Source organism: Wolbachia endosymbiont of Muscidifurax uniraptor, from assembly GCF_054149795.1.
In genome coordinates, this window is sequence record NZ_CP083727.1 from 114,646 (window position 1) to 132,882 (window position 18,237).

Sequence of the window (18,237 nt, forward strand, 5' to 3'; positions counted from 1 at the left end):
TTAATTAGGTATAGACAAAATGTCATACGGGATGGCTTTGTTGTAGAAGAATCAAGATTACTGTTTATAGACTTCAAGTTACTGCAAAAAATATTTTAAAACATAGTGATATCTTGACTTTACCTAGTTAATATTCCAAATTATAAAAAAACAGATAGTTCTATGACGACAAGTCTATTACAAGGCAAAAAGGGATTAATAACCGGAATAATAAATAAGAGATCAATAGCATACGGTATAGCAAAAACTCTCTCAGAGCACGGAGCAGAACTTGCAATCACCTACCAGAATGAAATAATAAAAGAAAAACTATCACCAATAGCAGATGAACTAAATGTGGAGCTAATATTACACTGCGACGTTTCAAATGAAAAAATCATAGATAACGCTTTCGAAATAATAGAGAAAAAATGGGGTACTCTTGACTTTTTGGTGCATGCAATAGCATTCTCCGATAAAAATGAGTTAGATGGTAAATATGTCAATACTTCACTGGATAACTTCCTCAATGCAATGCATATATCGTGCTATTCTTTTACTGCTTTAGCGCAAAGGGCTGAAAAAATGATGTCAAATGGTGGTAGTTTACTTACTTTATCTTATTATGGCGCTGAAAAAGTTATGCCAAATTATAACGTTATGGGTTTATGTAAAGCGGCACTTGAAGCAAGTGTAAAATATATAGCATGTGATCTCGGGCCACAAAATATCAGAGTAAATGCAATTTCCGCTGGTCCAATCAGAACTTTAGCATCTTCTGGAATAAGCGATTTTCACTCCATATCAGAATGGAATAGAAATAACTCTCCGCTCAGACGCAATGTTACAATAGAGGATGTTGGCAAGGCAGCGTTATACTTATTAAGCGACTTAAGTAGTGGCACTACTGGAGAAATTTTGCACGTTGATTCAGGATATAACGTTGTGGGAATGAAGGTGGTTGACTGAGATCTAAATCCTTAATTCAAAGCGCTAGTTCCTTCGGGTTCATACACAACTCTATCAGGAGTTTTGTGACTGTGATTGCAGAAAACATCGAACATAAAATTCCTATTGATAGAGTGACAGAAAAGCCTCTTATTGCTCCACTGCCAATAATGAACATTATTCCTGCAGCAATTAATGTAGTGATATTTGAATCCAGTATTGTCTTTATAGCGTTTTTAAACCCTTCTTCAATAGCACGTTCCACTCTCTTGCCAGATTTGATTTCCTCACGAATTCGCTCAAATATTAAAACATTTGCATCCACCGCCATACCGACAGTGAGTGCAATACCGGCAATTCCAGGTAAAGTTAGAGTTGCTTCAAGCAGAGTGAGAATTGATAATATAAGAACTACATTAGAAAAAAGTGCAACAGAGGCCAATACACCTAATTTGCCGTAAGTGATGATTATAAATAAAGCCACGGCTATAATAGAGATTGTTGCTGCCATTTCCCCTGCCTTTATTGACTCTTCTCCAAGACTTGGGCCAATGTTTTTTTCTTCAATTATTTTAAGTGGTGCTGGCAGTGCTCCAGATTTTAAAAGTATTGCAAGTTCGCTTGCTTGTTTTTCAGTGAAATTACCGCTAATTTCTCCCTCTCCATTTAAAATTGGCTCACGTATTGTAGGTACTGTTAAGACTGTGTTATCCAGAACAATTGCAAAAGGTTTTCCCACATTTTCTTTAGTGATTTTTGCGAATCTTTTACTCGCTATGCTGTCAAATTTAAAATGCACTGTTGGTTTACCTAAGTGACCAAATCTAACTGATGCGTTAACCAGCGAATCACCACCTATTTCAGTTTTGCGGAATATTGGATAAGAATTACCTAAAGAATCCTTGAGCATGACAGTGGTTTCATGGTCTATATCCTGCACCTTGGCTATGTTAGTGTTTGCCAAATGAAAAGCTAGCTTAGCAGTTTTGCCAAGCAGAGATTTTATCTGCTTGGTATCTTCTACTCCAGGCACCTGCACTAATATTTTATTCTGCCCTTGTTTTTGAACGCTGACTTCCTTTGTGCCAAGTTTGTCCAAACGGCGCTGGACATTGTTTATTGATTCTGCAGCTACTTCACTGATCAAAGAATTTTTATAATGGGGTTTATACGAAATGAGAATTGAAGAATCTTTTCTATTTAGCTCTAAATTTGGATTTATCGCATTAATCAACACAGATGCTTTTTTATAATCATCAATATTATTTAAAGTTATAACGCTATTTTGTACGTTAGATTCAATATCTTTTGTTAGCAACGTCTCTTTTATTTCGTTAGCTAGCATGCTTAGCTTTTCCTTAAAATAGAAGTCTAAGTCTATGTTTAAAAGCAAAGATGCCCCTCCTTTCAGGTCAAGGCCTAAGTTTATTCTTTTTTTCGAAATAAAAAGCTTATTATCAAAGAAATTTGGCAGTGTTATGTATAAAGCAAATAAACAGATGCATAATACTGAAAAAGATTTGACTATAAGTCTGTTGTACATAAGTTGTAGGTTTAAAATTGTAATAATTGATTGTAAGTTAAAAATAGATTTTTGTAAAATTCTCTATTTGACCTTACCCAGAAAAAGCAGAGAGAAAGTTAAGACGTTTTTATCATGAGAATAAATTGTGCAGGAATGCAATAGTTAATAGTAGAATGTCTACGTTATTTGTTATAAAAGATTTCTATGTATTCAAATATGGCAGTTCTGGTTTGTTGAGCGAGAAGTATCAATAAACAGCTCCCTTTTAAGTGAACTTTTCTGCAACAGAGTTATCGTAACAACAGCCCTTATGGCTCATGCTGGAAATGATGTTTTTTGTATTCAATAGAAATTGGTAATTTTGAGAGGTATACTGTGACCCTTGATCGCTATGTAACAGCAGATTTTTATCGGGTTTGCGTTTATCAACGGTCATCAATAAAGAATCTATAACTAATTATCATGTTACTCATTAACCACCATGCGTGAATATAGGTCAATTATTGCCGCCAACAACCTTCTTTAGTTTTTATGTAGGTAATCCCAAACTTTATTTGGCTGATCAGTAGTAAAATTTTGATCCAATGTGTTCGGAGCCACAACTCGGTTGCTTATTTGCTGTTTTTTATTTTTGAACCTTCGTCTAAGCTTGGTTTTAATGCCATTTTCTTGCATAACACTTTGTACTGTTTTAATTTTTGCCTAAAGCTTTTAATTCAGCGTGAATTTTAGGGGCTCCATATCTGCATTTAGAATGCTTGATGTATTTTTTGAATATCTGCTAGAAGCCCTTCTTTTGCTAATTCTTTACTGCTTTTTTCCTTAGCAACCCATACCACCAGTACGAAACCCTACATAGTTCCTGTGTTTTATAGCAATTTCTATATAAAAGAATACTTTACTCTTTTTCTTTGCCCAGGGCTTTTTTTAAGATGTCTCTTTCTCTTATTAGCTCTTTTTTTAGATCAAATCTTTCTTTGTCATAAGGAGCCTTTGCCTGGAAATGCGTATGCTCCAGACATTTTTCCATCATATTTTCTTACTTAACATACTGCCATCTATACCTAGATCTTTTGCTATTTTTGTACTTGCTTGACCTGTTTCTTTAACCAGCTTAACAGCTTCTAATTTGAATTCTGCTGTATATTCTCTTCTATTTGTCATATTTTGAAAAAACGTTTTATTTTACTCCAAAAACGTCTTAACTTTCTCTCTACTTTTTCTGGACTACTCCGAATCGGTTGACAAATTGGACGCTTGATAAGCATAATTTGGAGCTTCTTGTGTAATGACTATATCATGAGCGTGACTCTCTCTTAATCCTGATGCAGTAATAGTAACAAATTTACAATTTTTTTTCATCTCTTCTATATTCCTATTACCAGTATACCCCATTGCAGCTTGCAATCCGCCAATCAATTGATGGATTACTCCTGAAGCTGGACCTTTGAATGGAACTCTTCCTTCCACTCCTTGTGGAACTAATTTGAGTTTTGAATCTTTATCTTGAAAATAACGGCTAGCTGAACCTCGTTTCATTGCACTAATAGATCCCATTCCTCGATAGCCTTTATATGCTCTGCCCTTATACATAATAATCTCACCTGGGCTTTCGTCAGTGCCAGCAAAAATCGAACCAATCATCACAGAGTCAGCACCAGCTGCAATAGCTTTTGCAACATCTCCTGAGTATTTTACCCCACCATCAGCAATTAGTCTGACGTTTCTTGCTCTACACGCCTCTGCAACATTCTTGATTGCAGAGAATTGTGGCACACCAACACCTGTAACTATTCTGGTTGTACAGATTGATCCTGGTCCTATTCCGACCTTCACTGCATCAACACCCGCATCAATCAACGCTTCAGCAGCCTCCTTTGTTGCAATGTTTCCGCCAATTAATTGCGTATTAGGATACATCTTTTTTATTTCCCTAATGGTATTGATAACGTTTTCGGAATGACCGTGAGCAGTATCCACAACAACTACATCAACTTCTTCTCCGATCAAAGCTTCACATCTGTCTATACCATCTTTTTTACCAGTGCCAATTGCAGCGGCAACTCTGAGACGCCCTTTACTGTCTTTACATGAATTTGGGTATCTATTGTATTTTTCAATGTCTTTAACCGTAATTAAACCTATACAACAAGAATTTTCATCTACGACCAAAAGCTTTTCTATTCTATTTTCATGCAACAATTTCATTGCTGAGGCACTATTCACTCCCTGCTCCCGCACTGTCACTAACTTATCTTTTGTCATCACTTCGGAAACTTTTACATTCATGTTCTGGTCTTCAATAAATCTCACATCTCGGTTAGTTAAAATTCCAACTAACTTGCGTTGATCGACTACAGGAATGCCAGAATAATTGTGCTCTCTCATTAATGAAATTGCTTCCGCAACTGTTTTATCCGGTGAAATCGTAATTGGGTTATACACGATCCAACTTTCATATTTTTTCACCCTTCTTACTTCTAAAACTTGTTCATCTATTGATAAATTCTTATGTATGCAACCTATCCCTCCATGTTGGGCAATAGCTATTGCAAAGCCCGATTCAGTAACAGTATCCATTGCAGAGGATATGAGAGGGATATTTAGTTCTATACTATTTGTTAAATAAGTTTTTGTATCTGCATCGCAAGGCAATATATTAGAATAGGCTGGCAAAAGAAGTATATCGTCAAACGAATAACAAGCTTCCATTTTTTTCATAGGCTTTATTTAAAGCTTATACGCCAATTAATTAAATTGCAATAGGCAAAATTAGCTAGGAGCCTTTAATTGTATAGCTCTAACTGTTTTTAGGAGATAGAAAAGCTATATGGTTGCTAATACATTTTATTGCAGAATAAGCATTCTATAGCTAACCCAAGAAAGGTTTCCCTACGTCATACCACGATTCATTCGCGGTATCTCTAGATCCCGCTAACAAGCAGCGGGATGACGGTTCTTCAAATCGTTAAGGTGTCATCCAAGCCTCCTATGATGTCATTCCAGTGTCCCTATGATGTCATCCCAGTCTGGGATCCAGGAATTTTATTAAGTATAAAAGTAGCCGTTTTATGTTAAAATACAACGTTTTAATGATTATGAAAAAGCTGGATTCCAGACTGGAATGACATCGTTTACTATGTGCCATATTGCAATGTTCGTACAGTAAGCCATAGGATGACAGAAGCGGAGCTATAGAAGCCGGTGTGGCTCTGTCGTATAGCTCTCACTGTTTTTAGGGGATAGAAGAGATACCAGAATATATAGCTGCTAATATATTTTATTGCACAATAAGCATTCTACATTATTTGCCAGCAAACAGAACTGCTCAATAGTTAAGTTTTCTGGACGTTCATTTCCACTCAATTTAGCGTTTTCAAGGACAGTTTCAGCGTGGTTCGTTATATTTTGCAAGCTATTTCTCAGCATCTTTCTTCTTTGAGAAAAAACAGCACGTGTTAATCTTGTTAAGGTTTCCAAATTTACTGCAAATTTTGGGATAGGCAAAGGATTTACTGTAATTACTGAAGAATGTATTTTTGGTCTTGGAAAAAACTCTTTAGGTCCAATATCAAATTCCTTTTTTATATCACATAGTAACTGGCTTAGCACTGATAAGGAACCATAATCTTTAGAATTGGGTCTTGCCGTAATGCGATCTGCTACCTCTTTTTGAAACATTAATGTCAAGTTCGTAAAAAATTTTATATTATTTAACCACTTTAAAAATAACACTACCGAGATATTGTAAGGCAAGTTAGCAATAACTTTAACTGGACGTTCTATCAGCTCTTCTTCTATAACGTGCAGTGCATCTGCTTCTATAATTTTATACTTTCCTTGATGCTCATTTAGCAGTTGATCATGGTGTTTTACTAAATCTCTATCTTTTTCTATAGAAAGTAGAGACTTTGGATTATGCACCAATATTTCTCTTGTTAATGCACCATATCCAGGACCAATTTCAATGACATTAAAATTTTCCAGACTACCAGCTAAAGCGACTATTTTTTTTGTTATCTCACTCGATAAAATAAAATTTTGCCCTAGACTCTTTTTTGGCTTCAGTAAAAATTTTCTCATATTATTTTCATTATACAGTATTTTATAAAAATTAGTTGACGAAAATTCATTGATAATTGTATATTATTAATGTGTTTAACGCCGGCTTAGCTCAATTGGTAGAGCAACTGACTTGTAATCAGTAGGTTGTCAGTTCAAGTCCGACAGCCGGCACTCTCGCCCATATAAGTAAAGTTGATGTCCTTTTTAATAGTAGCAAATTGGAAAATGAATGGAATGCGTTCTTCATTTGTTGACTTTATAGGCAAACTTAACAACAAGAGCAACGAAATTACCTCTAAGCTAGTGATTTGCCCTCCTTTTACGTCATTTCCAAGCAGTATAGAGTTGAACAATAATATTAATATAGGAGCACAGAATTGCCATCATAAAAAGTTCGGTTCTTACACAGGTGAAATTAGTGCAGAAATGTTAAAAGAACTAGGGTGTACTTACGTAATACTTGGGCATTCTGAAAGGGCTAATGAAAAAGATAGTGAAATAAAACTTAAGTCGGAAATAGCAATAGAATCAGGCTTACACCCAATTATCTGTGTGGGTGAAAATTCAGAAGATTATAAGAAAGAAGTAATAGAATATCAATGCAAAAACCGCTTGCCAATACACGGTGAATATACCGTAGCATATGAGCCAATATGGGCAATAGGCACAGGTCATGTGCCAAATAATGATGCAATTGCTGAGGTGATAGAGGTAATAAAATTGTGTACTAGTAAAAAACACATTATATATGGTGGTTCAGTCAGTTCAGAAAATATAGAAAATTTGTTAAATATTTCAAATTTATCAGGAGTTTTAATTGGCAGTGCAAGCTTAGATTTCGATCACTTTTATAAAATTATACAACAAGTTGAAAAAAAGTTTTCTCTTATCAATTCTAAAATCAGCAACTAAGAATCCTATAACAAATGGCATCATTCCAGTGTCAAGCATATGTCTGTACGAGCATCTAGTATAGCTAAAGTAATCTAGAAAATTAACGATATTTTATTCCCCGGTGAACGCTCTATTTTGTTTTCCAACTCTAGTTCCAAAAGAGCCATTAGAGCTATGTTGGTAGAAAGTCCGCTTGCTAATATAAGTTCATCTATATCAACAGGTACAGAGTTAATATGATCAACTATAACAGATTTTGCCTGTTGTAATTTTTCTTGTTTTTGGTTAACAAAATGGTGCTCAACATCAAATAGGTTTTTTTGCTGCGGAGGTAAACTAAACCTAATACTCTCTATTATGTCATCAGCGGATTCGACAAGCTTAGCACCGTTTTTAATTAAATAATTACTACCACTACAGCGTGAATCTAAAGGGAAACCAGAAACTGCAAACACCTCTCTCCCTTGATTTAAAGCAAAATCTGCTGTTATTAGAGAGCCAGAACGTTTCGATGCTTCAATCACTGCAACACCCAGCGATAGACCAGATATAATTCGATTCTTTTGAGGAAAATACTGAGGCTTTGGTTTAGTAGCAAATGGAAGCTCAGTAACTACTAATCCACCATTCTCGGTGATTTTTTTGTATAGATCAAAATTTTCTTTTGGGTACACCACATCAATTCCGCTTGCTGTAACAGCAATAGTGGGATGATTTTTGTATATTACACTGTTTGCTGCAGTATCGATTCCTTTTGCAAGTCCAGAAACGATAACAAAACCAGCTTCGCTTAAATCAAGTGCCAACTTATTGGCAAAATTTCTTCCATTCATTGAAGAGTTACGCCCACCGATTATTGCAATTATCTCACGGCTTAATAATGATATATCACCAAGCGCAGTTATTACAGGAGGACAACTAGAGATATTTCTTAAAAGATCAGGGTAATCTGGGTCACATGCGGGTATAATTTTAGCTCCAATTCTTTCTGCATTATTGATTTCTTCTCGTGCATCTTGAATGCCATACACCTTATTATTAGCCACCCTATTGAGATATTTTAGCACCTCATCTAGCGATCCATGTGTTCTTAGTATACTAAAAAACTTTGTTGGTCCTATAGTTCTAGCCAAGCTTAACCATACTTCTAATTCTTTGTTGTTCAATTTATTTATCTTCATAAAAGGCTTGAATTTCTTATCAATTTAGTGTACCCAAGATAATGCAAATATACAGTGTTTTATGACGCATTTTGTTACAGATAAATGCATAAAATGTAAATATACGGACTGTGTGGAAGTATGTCCCGTTGACTGCTTCTATGAAGGTAAAAACATGCTCGTGATTAACCCAGATGAATGTATTGATTGCGGAGTGTGCATACCTGAGTGTCCAGTAGATGCAATTGTAACTGATGATTCCATAAAAGATATTTTAGAACTAGATGAAGAGTTACTGAACAGTGAACAAAAAATCTTCAAATCATTTTACAACATAAACGTAGAATACTCACAAAAATGGCCAAATATCACAGCTAAGAAGCAACCTCTCTATACTGCAGAAGAGTATAAGGAAAAAAAGGATAAAACAGCTTATTTTGACGAAAATTTAGAATAATGCTACTGAAGGAAAAAGAAAATTTCTCTTGTATCTCACAGTTATTGTTTTGCATTGCTGAAAGTGGCTGTATTGTTTATGTCCTTGATAGCATAACTAGTTTACTTGAGAATACAAATAGTAATACAGCAATTTTACTGCTATTTAACTGTTAATAGGTACATTAGACGGATCATATGGGGTATAAAATGGATATTAAAGTAAAATATGCGGGAATAACTAAGCGTGCTGCAGCTTATATAGTTGACCAAATTATATTCCTAGTCTGTTATTCATTATTTTATTTATTAATTTTATTCATATTATCAGGAGAGCCCCTTGCCGATGTTTTTAATTATGTCTTTCCTGATATTGACACTAATAGTGACCTTATATCAGAGCGATATGAAATATTAGAAGACTTAGATATATTATTGAAAGATTTAGTATATATAGCATTGGAAGTATTAATGATAACAAGACTTGGTTGGACTCCAGGAAAGTTGCTACTTGGTATATACATAAAAGATGCAAACACACTTAAAAACGCTGCTTTAATGCAAGTAGTGATGAGAAGCACTCTCAAGGCACTTTTGTGGGTACCCACCTACATTTCTGAGTGGTTTTTTATTTTACCAATATTGGTTCTAATGTTTGCAATATTTGATAAGCGCAAGCAGCTTTTCTACGACAAAATTACAAAAACAGTAGTAATGGATTATAGGTCTGAAGCATGCTACCCAAAATTAAACTATGTATATGTGGGAATAACTAGGCGTGTGTTAGCGCATATTATTGACAGTCTTATTATTAAGGGAATTCCTTTATTCTGTTTGATTCTTGTAAGAGTGGTTTTTCACATTGCTAGACCTAAATTATTAATTATACGTATTTGCTTATCTTTTTTGCTATCGATAGTATTCGGAGTATTCATGATAAGAAGATTTGGTGGTACTCCAGGACAATTGTTATGCGGTATTAATATCAAAGATGCAAATACACTTGAAAATGTTACTCTAGTGCAAGCAATAGTTAGGCATATTTCATTTGAAGTTATTTGCTTCCCCATATTCATTACGAGAAGGAAATTTTTTGATAAGTATACCTCTGAATGGTGGTTTGATCCTTTATTAGGCTTAATCTTTATGACCACAATACTAATTTTCATATGTGCAATATTTGACCAACGCAAGCAGTTTCTTCATGATAAAATTGCAAAGACAGTGGCAGTAGATTATAAACCTCCAAGCTAACTTTCCCTTCTGTTTACAAGGTTCATATACGTAGTTATAATTAATAAGGTTCTTCTAAGAGTGCCCATGGTTCCAACTATAGCAATTTTAAGTGGTGGATTTTCTTGTGAGAGAGAAATATCACTTATGAGTGGAAGAGCAGTAAAGAAGGCACTTGATAGCCTTTCATATAATGCAATAGAAATAGATGTTGACAGCAACATTGCTGAAAAGCTTAAAAAAATTAATCCGGGCCTTGCTTTTATCGCTCTGCATGGACCTTATGGTGAAGATGGCTGCATTCAAGGTTTATTGGAAATCTTAGGTATAAAATATACACACTCAGGAGTTATGGCTTCTGCTGTTGCTATGAACAAGGCAATGTCAAAGCATATATTTTGGTCCCTTAGTATTGATACTCCAAAAGGTTATGTAATTAGCCGAGAAGATCTACTAAAAAATAATATTAAAATTGATTATCCGTACGTCTTAAAACCAATTAATGAAGGCTCTAGCATCGGAGTACATATTGTTTCCTCACATGAGGATTATTTAAAACTGAAATTTGATGTCATTCCAGCGCGTGACCAGGAAAAAAAAACAGTATCTGGCTACTTGGATGACAAGGAAGGAGCTACTTCTATGACAAAAGATTTGATGATCGTAGAAGAATACATACCGGGCATAGAGTTACATACTGCTGTATTGCTGGATGAAGCAATTGGCACTATGGAAATACGACCAAAAAATAAATTCTATGATTATGAAGCAAAGTATACAGATGGATTTGCAGAACATATATTTCCTGCTGAAATTCCTGACAATATATATAAAATGACCTTGGAACACGCACTGAAAGTTCATCAATTTTTAGGATGCAAAACTATTTCCCGCTCAGACTTTCGTTATAATCCCAAGAATAACACTTTAAAAATGCTTGAGATTAATACACATCCTGGCTTTACTGAGTTATCGTTAGTGCCAGAAATTGCAAAATTGGCAAAAGGAATCAATTTTAATGAATTAGTTAAAATTATTATTGAAGATAGTTTGCAGCACAAAAATATTAGGGATTTAAGTCATGTTGAGCAGTATTACTAGAAGCCAAAGGAGTTTTTTGCGTAAGTGTGCCTTGGTTATTATCACAGCACTTTTTCTTACGCTAATACTTTACAGCTCACTTGATAAAATAATAAATCGATTTAATTACTACTTTACTTGGTATAATGACTGCCTATCTAGTTTATTACTCAGTAGTGGATTTTCAATCGACGAAGTAGTCGTGAGCGGCAATAAATTTACAAACAAAAAGGATATTCTAAGTTTGACAGATAGAACGCAACCTATCCTGTATATATCACTTTCAAAACTTGCCGGTAACATACAATCCGTAAGCAGGTGGATAAAACACGTAAGAGTTCACAGAATTTTGCCCAATACTCTACGCATTAATATAGATGAGCATAAACCGTTTGCTCTCTGGAAAGATAATAACAAAACCTCGGTAATTGATTTCGAAGGCAAAGTGATCGTAGATAACTATCCAGTAGATGATCTTGTTGTAATTACAGGACAAAACTCGTTATCAAACCTAGAATTTGTTAGAGATGTGTTAGAGAGTAAAACTCAATTAAGTGACCACATTTCTTCTTTTGCTTATATAGGGAATAGAAGATGGAATATCATACTTGATAACGATTCCACAGTAAAACTGCCTGAAGATAACCCTTATAGTGCATGGGAATATTTAAACCACTTGCAAAATACAACTGATTTTACTTTCAGCGATTGGAGTATTATTGATATGCGTATTACTGATAAAATCTTTGTGAAGAGGTGATCTGCTGTCATCCAAGCAGCGGGATACTTAACCGTCATACCGCGATTCATTCGCGGTATTCAGCCGTTAACAAGCAGCGGAATGACAGCAATCCTACGTCATACCGCGATTCATTCACGGTATCTCTTGGCATAGATCCCGCTAACACGTAGCGGGATGACGGTTGTCGTTTAGCTATAAATATTTAAGAAATTTACCAAACGAAAAAAAAGGCAAAAGAAGCCCCGTGGTTGGCTAATTACTTACATTATACTTTCAAGTATGGCGTTTTTTTATTCTAAACGCTTAATAACCGCGATTTAGCTGCTTTTTAATGCAACTAACCTTTAGTCATAAATGTTTAAGAAATTTACTAAACAGAAAAAAAGGCAAAAGAAACCCTAGGGTAGCTAGTTATTCACTATCCATTTTTTAAGTTGGCGTTTTTTTATGTTTTAAATGCTTTATAAGCGCATTTTAGCTTATATTAGGCAAAAACCTAGAAATTTTATAAAGACATAAGGTGCACATAGTGCAAAAAATTAAACATGGGACGCCAGATACGTGAGTTTTTTTGTCATTTAATCTGTACAGAGAAGATAAATAAATAGCTTCAGTTTCATGATAAGGGGGCTGGCGAGGTTTGTCAAGGAATTTTTATGCAAGAGATCTATTGAAATGCCCCTGTAAAATTATACTATTAATTAGTGCACTGTAAATTTAAAATTATAGATATGTTAAGCAGATTGGTAATTTTGCTATTAGTTTTTATACTTCCTTTTTCTTCATACTCATACCAGTTTAGAACCAAAGCAAAGCAAGCAGTAGTCTTAGATTTAGCTTCAGACTCATTCATTTTTGACCATAATTCTGATGAAAAAATGGCCCCATCTTCAATGAGCAAGCTAATGACTTTATATATAGCCTTCGATTATCTAAAAGCTGGAATAATACACATGGAGGATAAATTTCGAGTAAGTAGAAAAGCGTGGGAAAGGAGAGGCTCTTCTATGTTTTTGAAAGAAGGTCAATCCGTTACGGTGAGGGAATTACTTGAAGGAATTACAATAGTCTCAGGCAATGATGCCTGCATAACACTAGCCGAGGGCATTGCAGGATCAGAAGAGAATTTTGTGGCTGAAATGAATGAAGTTGCACAAAATTTGAATCTGAATGACAGTCATTTTGTCAACTCAAGCGGGTGGCCAGATGAAGATCATTTTATGAACGCAAAAGACTTGGTAATGCTGGCAAAAAGGATTTTCACCGATTTTCCTGAATATTATGATTTATTTTCTGAACAATATTTGACATATAATGAAATTGTACAAAAGAATAAAAATCTTCTACTTTTTCACGACATTGGGGTTGACGGTTTAAAAACCGGTTATACAAATGCTGGTGGTTACGGCATTGTAGCATCTGCAAAACGAAATGATAGGAGAATTTTTGCTGTCGTAAATGGCTTAAACACTGAGAAAGAGCGAATAGAAGAAGCAAAAAGACTGATACAATACTCCTTAAATCATTTTAACACCAAGAAAATATTCGCTAAGGATAGCGTAGTTGAGGAAGTAAATGTTCTCTATGGAAAAGATAAAAAAGTGCCTATTACAGTTGCAAACGATGTTACCATAACTTACAACCGCAAATTGCATGACCAAATTAAGGTGCGTATTGAATATAAAGATATGATACCTGCACCCATTAAAAAAGGTCAAGAAGTGGGCGAAGTTTTTGTAGAAATACCAGGTATTGAGCAACAAACTACACCACTTTATGCAGCAAATGACGTGCAGGAATTGAATTTCGTAGAAAAGTTTTTTAGGATGTTGTTTTAAGTTTGATATTAAAGCAATTTCGAAAGAGAGATCTATTGCACTTTAGTGTAGTTTTAACTAACAATTTCTGTTACAATACAAGATTGAAGTGTTACGAAAATGTGCTGGTTATATTTGTTGCTGTCTAGTATCCTAGAGATACTGTGGGCTGTAACACTAAAGTTTAGTAACAGTTTTACTAAAGTTGTGCCTTCGATTGCAACATTGGTAATTATGATCATTAGCATTTATTTTTTATCTCTTGCAGCATGCTTTCTACCTATTAGAGTATGCTATGCAGTTTCCTCTGGAATATGCACAATTGGAATAACTATAATTGGTGCAACCACTTTCACAGAGAATATTAATTTATATCAAGTTTTATGTATCGTTTTAATTGTAATAGGAACCATAGGGCTAAAGCTCTCTATTTAAACCTAAAAATTTATGCATGAATTGGATATATTTACTCTTATCGTCACTAATTGAAGTGTTCTGGGTCATAACACTTAAGCATAGTTATGGATTTACTCATCTCGTACCATCAATAATTAGCATACTCTCCATGGCTCTTAGTACATATTTACTTTCGCTCGCTACACGTTCTATACCTATCGGAGTATGCTATGCAATTTGGACTGGAGTGGGCGCTATAGGAGCTTCGATACTTGGAGTTTACCTATTTGATGAACCAGTTAATTTATTCGAAGTAATATGCTTTATTTTAGTTACATTCGGGATTATAGGATTAAAATTGTTTGATACTGCAAAACAAACTGTTGATAAAATGGAATAAAAGATCCCACTGGGATGAAAGAAGCAGATACTCCATATTGTCATGCAAATTGGAATCCAGACTTTTTTCTATATAGCATGGTGAAGACGGGAAACCGTAACCGTTCACACAATGGCGTCAACTTAAGGAAAAATGTCAGAGATTGTGTATAAAATTTCTCTCTAAATTTTTTATCATTAAATTATCCAAAGAGTGCAAGGGACAGCACTTTTGTTTCTATTTTATTGCAACAAAAAAGTTTAAAATGTGTCTTTTTTAGGTGAGGCATGCAAAAAGGAAAAGATCTTATCTTACAAATTAAAAATGCAATATACTCGAAAACTTTTCAGAAAATCCATTGTGTTGAGTTTTACACGAACAAGAAAACTTCCTTTTTCGACAGTATTTTCTATGATTTTAAAGTTAGTTAAAAAAAGTTTGGGAATAGAATGTGAACTTATGTAGCCATTGACATGTACCATCAAAGCAAGCTTTTTCTAAAGCAAGGTATAAGATTTGCCATACAGGCTTTCAAGAATTTAAGCATCCAAACAGCCTATCAGGATGAACCTGAGTTGGAGAGGCTATAGACTTATTGCAGCAGATGGTTCTGGTATGAGATTACCCAGCTCTGGGGAAATTGTATCCGAGTTTGAACCAAATGGAACAACAGGCACCATTGGCAATTTGTTTGTTGATTTGTGTACTTCGCTGATTTGTAGTGCTCGTCTTGCAGCTTGGAATATAGGTGAACAAACGTTGGCGGCAGAGCAATTACCCGAAGTTATCACTCAAATGCGTTTATTAAATCAAGAGAAATTATTATTTATCTATGATCGTCTTCAGTAAAATTCATTCAGCAGCATTATGATTTGGAAGTAGATTTTATTTTTCGCTTGCAAAAAAGAAATTATAGTAAGCTATGGGAACGCTGGCGAATTAGATTTTGATTTTATATTAGAAAATGAAAAGCTAAAAAATAAAATGAAAGGACAGAAAGTAAGAGTTATAGTGCTGACATTAGCCAACTGAGAAACAGAGTTTTTGACCGAGACTTTGGAGCAAAGCTTATGTGCTAAGGTGGCACATAGAGGAAACGACTCAAAGTAGGAGCAGAGTTAGAGAATTTTTCTGGAGAGGCTGTATTACAAGAATTTTGGGCAAACTTGGTCATGTGCAATATATTATCGCTTCATATATGTGATGCACAAGGGCCTTGGAACCCAGATCAAATTACTTATACCAATTCTCATTGTTGTCCAGTCAAATAGGAAACATTGCAGAGTTGTTTAATTGTGGAGCTGGCAAGAGAAGTAATAAATTTGCACAAAGCACCCTCAAGTAGAGCAATTGTATCGTATATTTTATTGCGCAAAATGTTCTGTTTTATATATAACCAAAGCCTCTCAACAGGATTTAGCTCAGGTGAGTATGGAGGTAGGTATATAATGTCGATATTTTTAGGTACCTTTAAATTTTTTGACCTATGCCAACTAGCACAGTCCATAACGAGAAAAGCCTCTCGTGTTTCTAGATATTGCGAAATTTGCTCAAGAAATATGTTCATGCAATCAGTGTTGACATTTGGTGCAAATAAGCTAGAACTCTCTCCATTTCTAGGATTAACTGCACTATAGAGATAGAAATTTTGCCTACCTAATTTTGTTTTAACCTGTGTTCTAATCCCCTTTTTAAACCACCCATGTCCAACTTTTGAATGTGTGCCAAACCGTGATTCATCAAAGAAAAATAGCTCTTTTTCTGGATACTTGCTAATAGCTCAATTGAGATTTTTTTTTGAATTCCTCTTGTTTGCTTTTATCTTGTCCATTATGAACTGGTCTTGGTGTAATATATGAGAATTTCATCTTTTGCATATGGCGGTGTACTGTAGATTTGCTGATATTTAATCCGAACTTTTCCTGGATTCTTATTCTCATTTCTTTAATGGTGATATTAGGATTTTCTTCTATCCACTCTTCAATTTGCTGTAGTTGAGCCTGATTTAATTTAGTTTTTCTACGACGTTGTGAAGGAGCAAACAGTTTTTCTTCTCTGCCAATTTTCAAGAGTTTTACCCACGAAGTTAGTGCGCTTCTTGAAATGCAATATATTTTTGCTACAGCCGTTATACTGTACTTTTTTGCTGCAATTACAGCATTTAGTTTTTTTGAAACATATGCATTATTCCTTACTTTCTTCAGCATTTCTTTTGCTGATTCTACTACTTTTTCATCCAATAATTTTGATCTTAATGCCATTTAAACCTCGCTATTTTACTTACTTCAGTATGGCTTTTCTTCCATCATTGTCCATCTGTTTGCCCTGTAATGGGAATTGGTATTAGAGGTTGTCCGGAAACAAGTAAAAGGCTATAATATCTGAAATTTTAGTACGGGGTAAAGATGAGAAAAAAGTATCCAACAGATCTAAGCGAAAGGGAATAGGCAAGAATAGAAAAACACTTCAGAGTATCATACAAGAAAGGAGGAAGGCCGCCAAAGTATAGCAAAAGAGAAATATTAGAAGCAATTTTCTATGTATTGCGTACAGGGTGTCAATGGCGGTATTTACCAAATGATTTTCCGCTATGGAAGACTGTGTATGAGCAGTTCAGGCAATGGAAGAAGCAGGGAATTTTTGAGAAAATGAATTATGAAATTACAAAATATAGTAGAAGAAAAATAGGAAGGAATGAGCAGCCAAGTGCCTGTATAGTAGATAGTCAATCTGTAAAGACTACAGAAAAGGGGGGATCAAAGGCTATGATGGAAGTAAAAAAGTAAAGGGTAGAAAAAGGCATATAATTACAGACACTCAGGGTTTTATACTAGGTTGTTACGTAGGCGCTGCTAACGAAAATGATAGAGATGGTATTAAAATAGCATTAAACAATATGAGAACAAAATATACTAAAGTTAAAAAAATGTGGGCTGACATGGGATACCAAGGAAGAAATTTAAAGAATCACATAAAGGAAGAATATGACATAGATATTGAAATTGTTACAAGGCCTCCATGTAGATTTTGGGTGCACAAAGATACGCCACCTGAGCTACTACCAACAAGAGAACAAGGGTTTAAGGTACAGCCAAGAAGATGGGTTGTAGAAAGGACTTTTGCTTGGGTTAATAGGAATAGAAGGCTATCGAAGGAGTATGATTTACTCACAACATCCACTGAGAATTTCATATACCTAGCTATGAGTAGGGTTATGTTAAAGAGGGAATATGCTTGAATTTACTTGTTTCCGGACAACCTCTGAGTATCGTTTAAATTTTTCAGTTTTATTTAGTGTAATGAGACAGAAACTCTATCAGGTACTTATTGCGCCAAAAAACTTTCAAGCCCTTTTTAAGTATACGCGCTAAAGTTAAAATCCGACCGGGACAGCCGCAATAAAGTAGATAAGCCTAAACGCCATCATGTCTTTAGGAGAGTTTGCTAATGAAAGTTCTTAAGTTGACGCCATTGGCTGAACGGATACGATTTATTTCAGTGCATGAGCTGGTCCTTTTCGGATTTTAGCGCTGTGTACATAACTGCACGAACGTCTAGTTTAGGGGTAAGAAAAATTAGGGCCT

At 34.9% G+C, this 18,237-nt stretch carries 17 protein-coding genes, 1 tRNA gene and 3 pseudogenes; 15 read left to right on the forward strand and 6 right to left on the reverse strand.

Features of this window, described 5'->3' with window-relative positions; genetic code table 11:
- The first annotated feature begins 162 nt into the window (after positions 1–162).
- Entirely contained in the window at positions 163–948 is a 786-nt protein-coding gene (locus tag LA754_RS00590; protein ID WP_006280349.1) for an enoyl-ACP reductase FabI, read from the forward strand.
- Between the two features lie 16 nt (positions 949–964).
- Here LA754_RS00590 and secD read toward each other — a convergent pair whose 3' ends face one another.
- Complete coding sequence (gene secD, locus LA754_RS00595) at positions 965–2,407, reverse strand: protein translocase subunit SecD (protein WP_425383751.1); 1,443 nt, start codon at positions 2,405–2,407, stop codon at positions 965–967.
- Here secD and LA754_RS00600 point away from each other — a divergent pair.
- Complete coding sequence (locus LA754_RS00600; RefSeq protein WP_039964338.1) at positions 2,307–2,588, forward strand: hypothetical protein; 282 nt, start codon at positions 2,307–2,309, stop codon at positions 2,586–2,588. The two genes, secD and LA754_RS00600, sit on opposite strands and share 101 nt — an antisense overlap.
- Before the next feature lie 46 nt (positions 2,589–2,634).
- Here the strand turns inward: LA754_RS00600 and LA754_RS00605 are convergent.
- Positions 2,635–3,616, reverse strand: a pseudogene (locus tag LA754_RS00605) (IS3 family transposase).
- A 63-nt stretch (positions 3,617–3,679) separates the two neighbouring features.
- Positions 3,680–5,173: an IMP dehydrogenase gene (guaB, locus tag LA754_RS00610; protein ID WP_006279746.1), complete on the reverse strand. Its 1,494-nt coding sequence runs from the start codon at positions 5,171–5,173 to the stop codon at positions 3,680–3,682.
- A gap of 228 nt (positions 5,174–5,401) precedes the next feature.
- Between guaB and LA754_RS00615 the strand changes: the two genes are divergently transcribed.
- Complete coding sequence (locus LA754_RS00615; protein ID WP_255324042.1) at positions 5,402–5,530, forward strand: hypothetical protein; 129 nt, start codon at positions 5,402–5,404, stop codon at positions 5,528–5,530.
- Between the two features lie 192 nt (positions 5,531–5,722).
- Here LA754_RS00615 and rsmA read toward each other — a convergent pair whose 3' ends face one another.
- Positions 5,723–6,535 carry a 16S rRNA (adenine(1518)-N(6)/adenine(1519)-N(6))-dimethyltransferase RsmA gene (gene rsmA, locus LA754_RS00620; protein WP_006279747.1) on the reverse strand — a complete coding sequence of 271 codons (813 nt, stop codon included), beginning with the start codon at positions 6,533–6,535 and terminating at the stop codon, positions 5,723–5,725.
- Between the two features lie 80 nt (positions 6,536–6,615).
- Between rsmA and LA754_RS00625 the strand changes: the two genes are divergently transcribed.
- A tRNA-Thr gene (locus LA754_RS00625) sits at positions 6,616–6,688 on the forward strand.
- Positions 6,689–6,712: 24 nt separating this feature from the next.
- Entirely contained in the window at positions 6,713–7,429 is a 717-nt protein-coding gene (locus tag LA754_RS00630; RefSeq protein ID WP_006279748.1) for a triosephosphate isomerase, read from the forward strand.
- Positions 7,430–7,503: 74 nt separating this feature from the next.
- On the opposite strand, the gene dprA is transcribed toward LA754_RS00630, so the two are convergent.
- The gene (gene dprA / locus LA754_RS00635) at positions 7,504–8,592 is read right to left on the reverse strand and encodes a DNA-processing protein DprA (protein ID WP_006279749.1); all 1,089 of its coding nucleotides are present in this window, start codon (positions 8,590–8,592) and stop codon (positions 7,504–7,506) included.
- A gap of 61 nt (positions 8,593–8,653) precedes the next feature.
- On the opposite strand from dprA, the gene LA754_RS00640 reads away from it, so the two are divergent.
- The 8 genes and pseudogenes from LA754_RS00640 to LA754_RS00675 form a co-directional block, all read left to right on the forward strand.
- Positions 8,654–9,028, forward strand: coding sequence for a ferredoxin family protein (locus LA754_RS00640; protein WP_077188509.1), 375 nt, complete (start codon positions 8,654–8,656; stop codon positions 9,026–9,028).
- A gap of 188 nt (positions 9,029–9,216) precedes the next feature.
- A complete protein-coding gene (locus LA754_RS00645; protein WP_049973617.1) occupies positions 9,217–10,260 on the forward strand; it encodes an RDD family protein in 1,044 nt (347 codons plus the stop codon).
- A 60-nt stretch (positions 10,261–10,320) separates the two neighbouring features.
- Positions 10,321–11,340, forward strand: coding sequence for a D-alanine--D-alanine ligase (locus LA754_RS00650; protein ID WP_049973618.1), 1,020 nt, complete (start codon positions 10,321–10,323; stop codon positions 11,338–11,340).
- Positions 11,321–12,079, forward strand: a complete 759-nt coding sequence (locus LA754_RS00655) for a cell division protein FtsQ/DivIB (protein ID WP_006279753.1) — start codon at positions 11,321–11,323, stop codon at positions 12,077–12,079. The genes LA754_RS00650 and LA754_RS00655 overlap by 20 nt, the downstream gene beginning before the upstream one ends.
- A gap of 713 nt (positions 12,080–12,792) precedes the next feature.
- Positions 12,793–13,899, forward strand: coding sequence for a D-alanyl-D-alanine carboxypeptidase family protein (locus tag LA754_RS00660; protein ID WP_006279754.1), 1,107 nt, complete (start codon positions 12,793–12,795; stop codon positions 13,897–13,899).
- A 99-nt stretch (positions 13,900–13,998) separates the two neighbouring features.
- Positions 13,999–14,313, forward strand: coding sequence for a DMT family transporter (locus tag LA754_RS00665; protein WP_006279755.1), 315 nt, complete (start codon positions 13,999–14,001; stop codon positions 14,311–14,313).
- Positions 14,314–14,329: 16 nt separating this feature from the next.
- Positions 14,330–14,674 carry a DMT family transporter gene (locus LA754_RS00670; RefSeq protein ID WP_006279756.1) on the forward strand — a complete coding sequence of 115 codons (345 nt, stop codon included), beginning with the start codon at positions 14,330–14,332 and terminating at the stop codon, positions 14,672–14,674.
- Between the two features lie 266 nt (positions 14,675–14,940).
- A pseudogene (locus tag LA754_RS00675) lies at positions 14,941–15,888 on the forward strand (transposase); the annotation flags it as partial.
- Between the two features lie 14 nt (positions 15,889–15,902).
- On the opposite strand, the gene LA754_RS00680 reads toward LA754_RS00675, so the two are convergent.
- Positions 15,903–16,914 (reverse strand): IS630 family transposase gene (locus LA754_RS00680; RefSeq protein ID WP_410530061.1). Its coding sequence is split into 2 segments (ribosomal slippage): positions 15,903–16,433 and positions 16,435–16,914, totalling 1,011 coding nucleotides; the frame shifts between segments, so codons are not numbered across the junction.
- Positions 16,915–17,106: 192 nt separating this feature from the next.
- Between LA754_RS00680 and LA754_RS00685 the strand changes: the two genes are divergently transcribed.
- Positions 17,107–17,891 (forward strand): IS5 family transposase gene (locus tag LA754_RS00685; protein ID WP_238513981.1). Its coding sequence is split into 2 segments (ribosomal slippage): positions 17,107–17,428 and positions 17,428–17,891, totalling 786 coding nucleotides; the frame shifts between segments, so codons are not numbered across the junction.
- 22 nt (positions 17,892–17,913) lie between these two features.
- Positions 17,914–18,101, forward strand: a pseudogene (locus tag LA754_RS00690) (IS4-like element ISWosp8 family transposase); the annotation flags it as partial.
- Positions 18,102–18,237 lie beyond the last annotated feature (136 nt).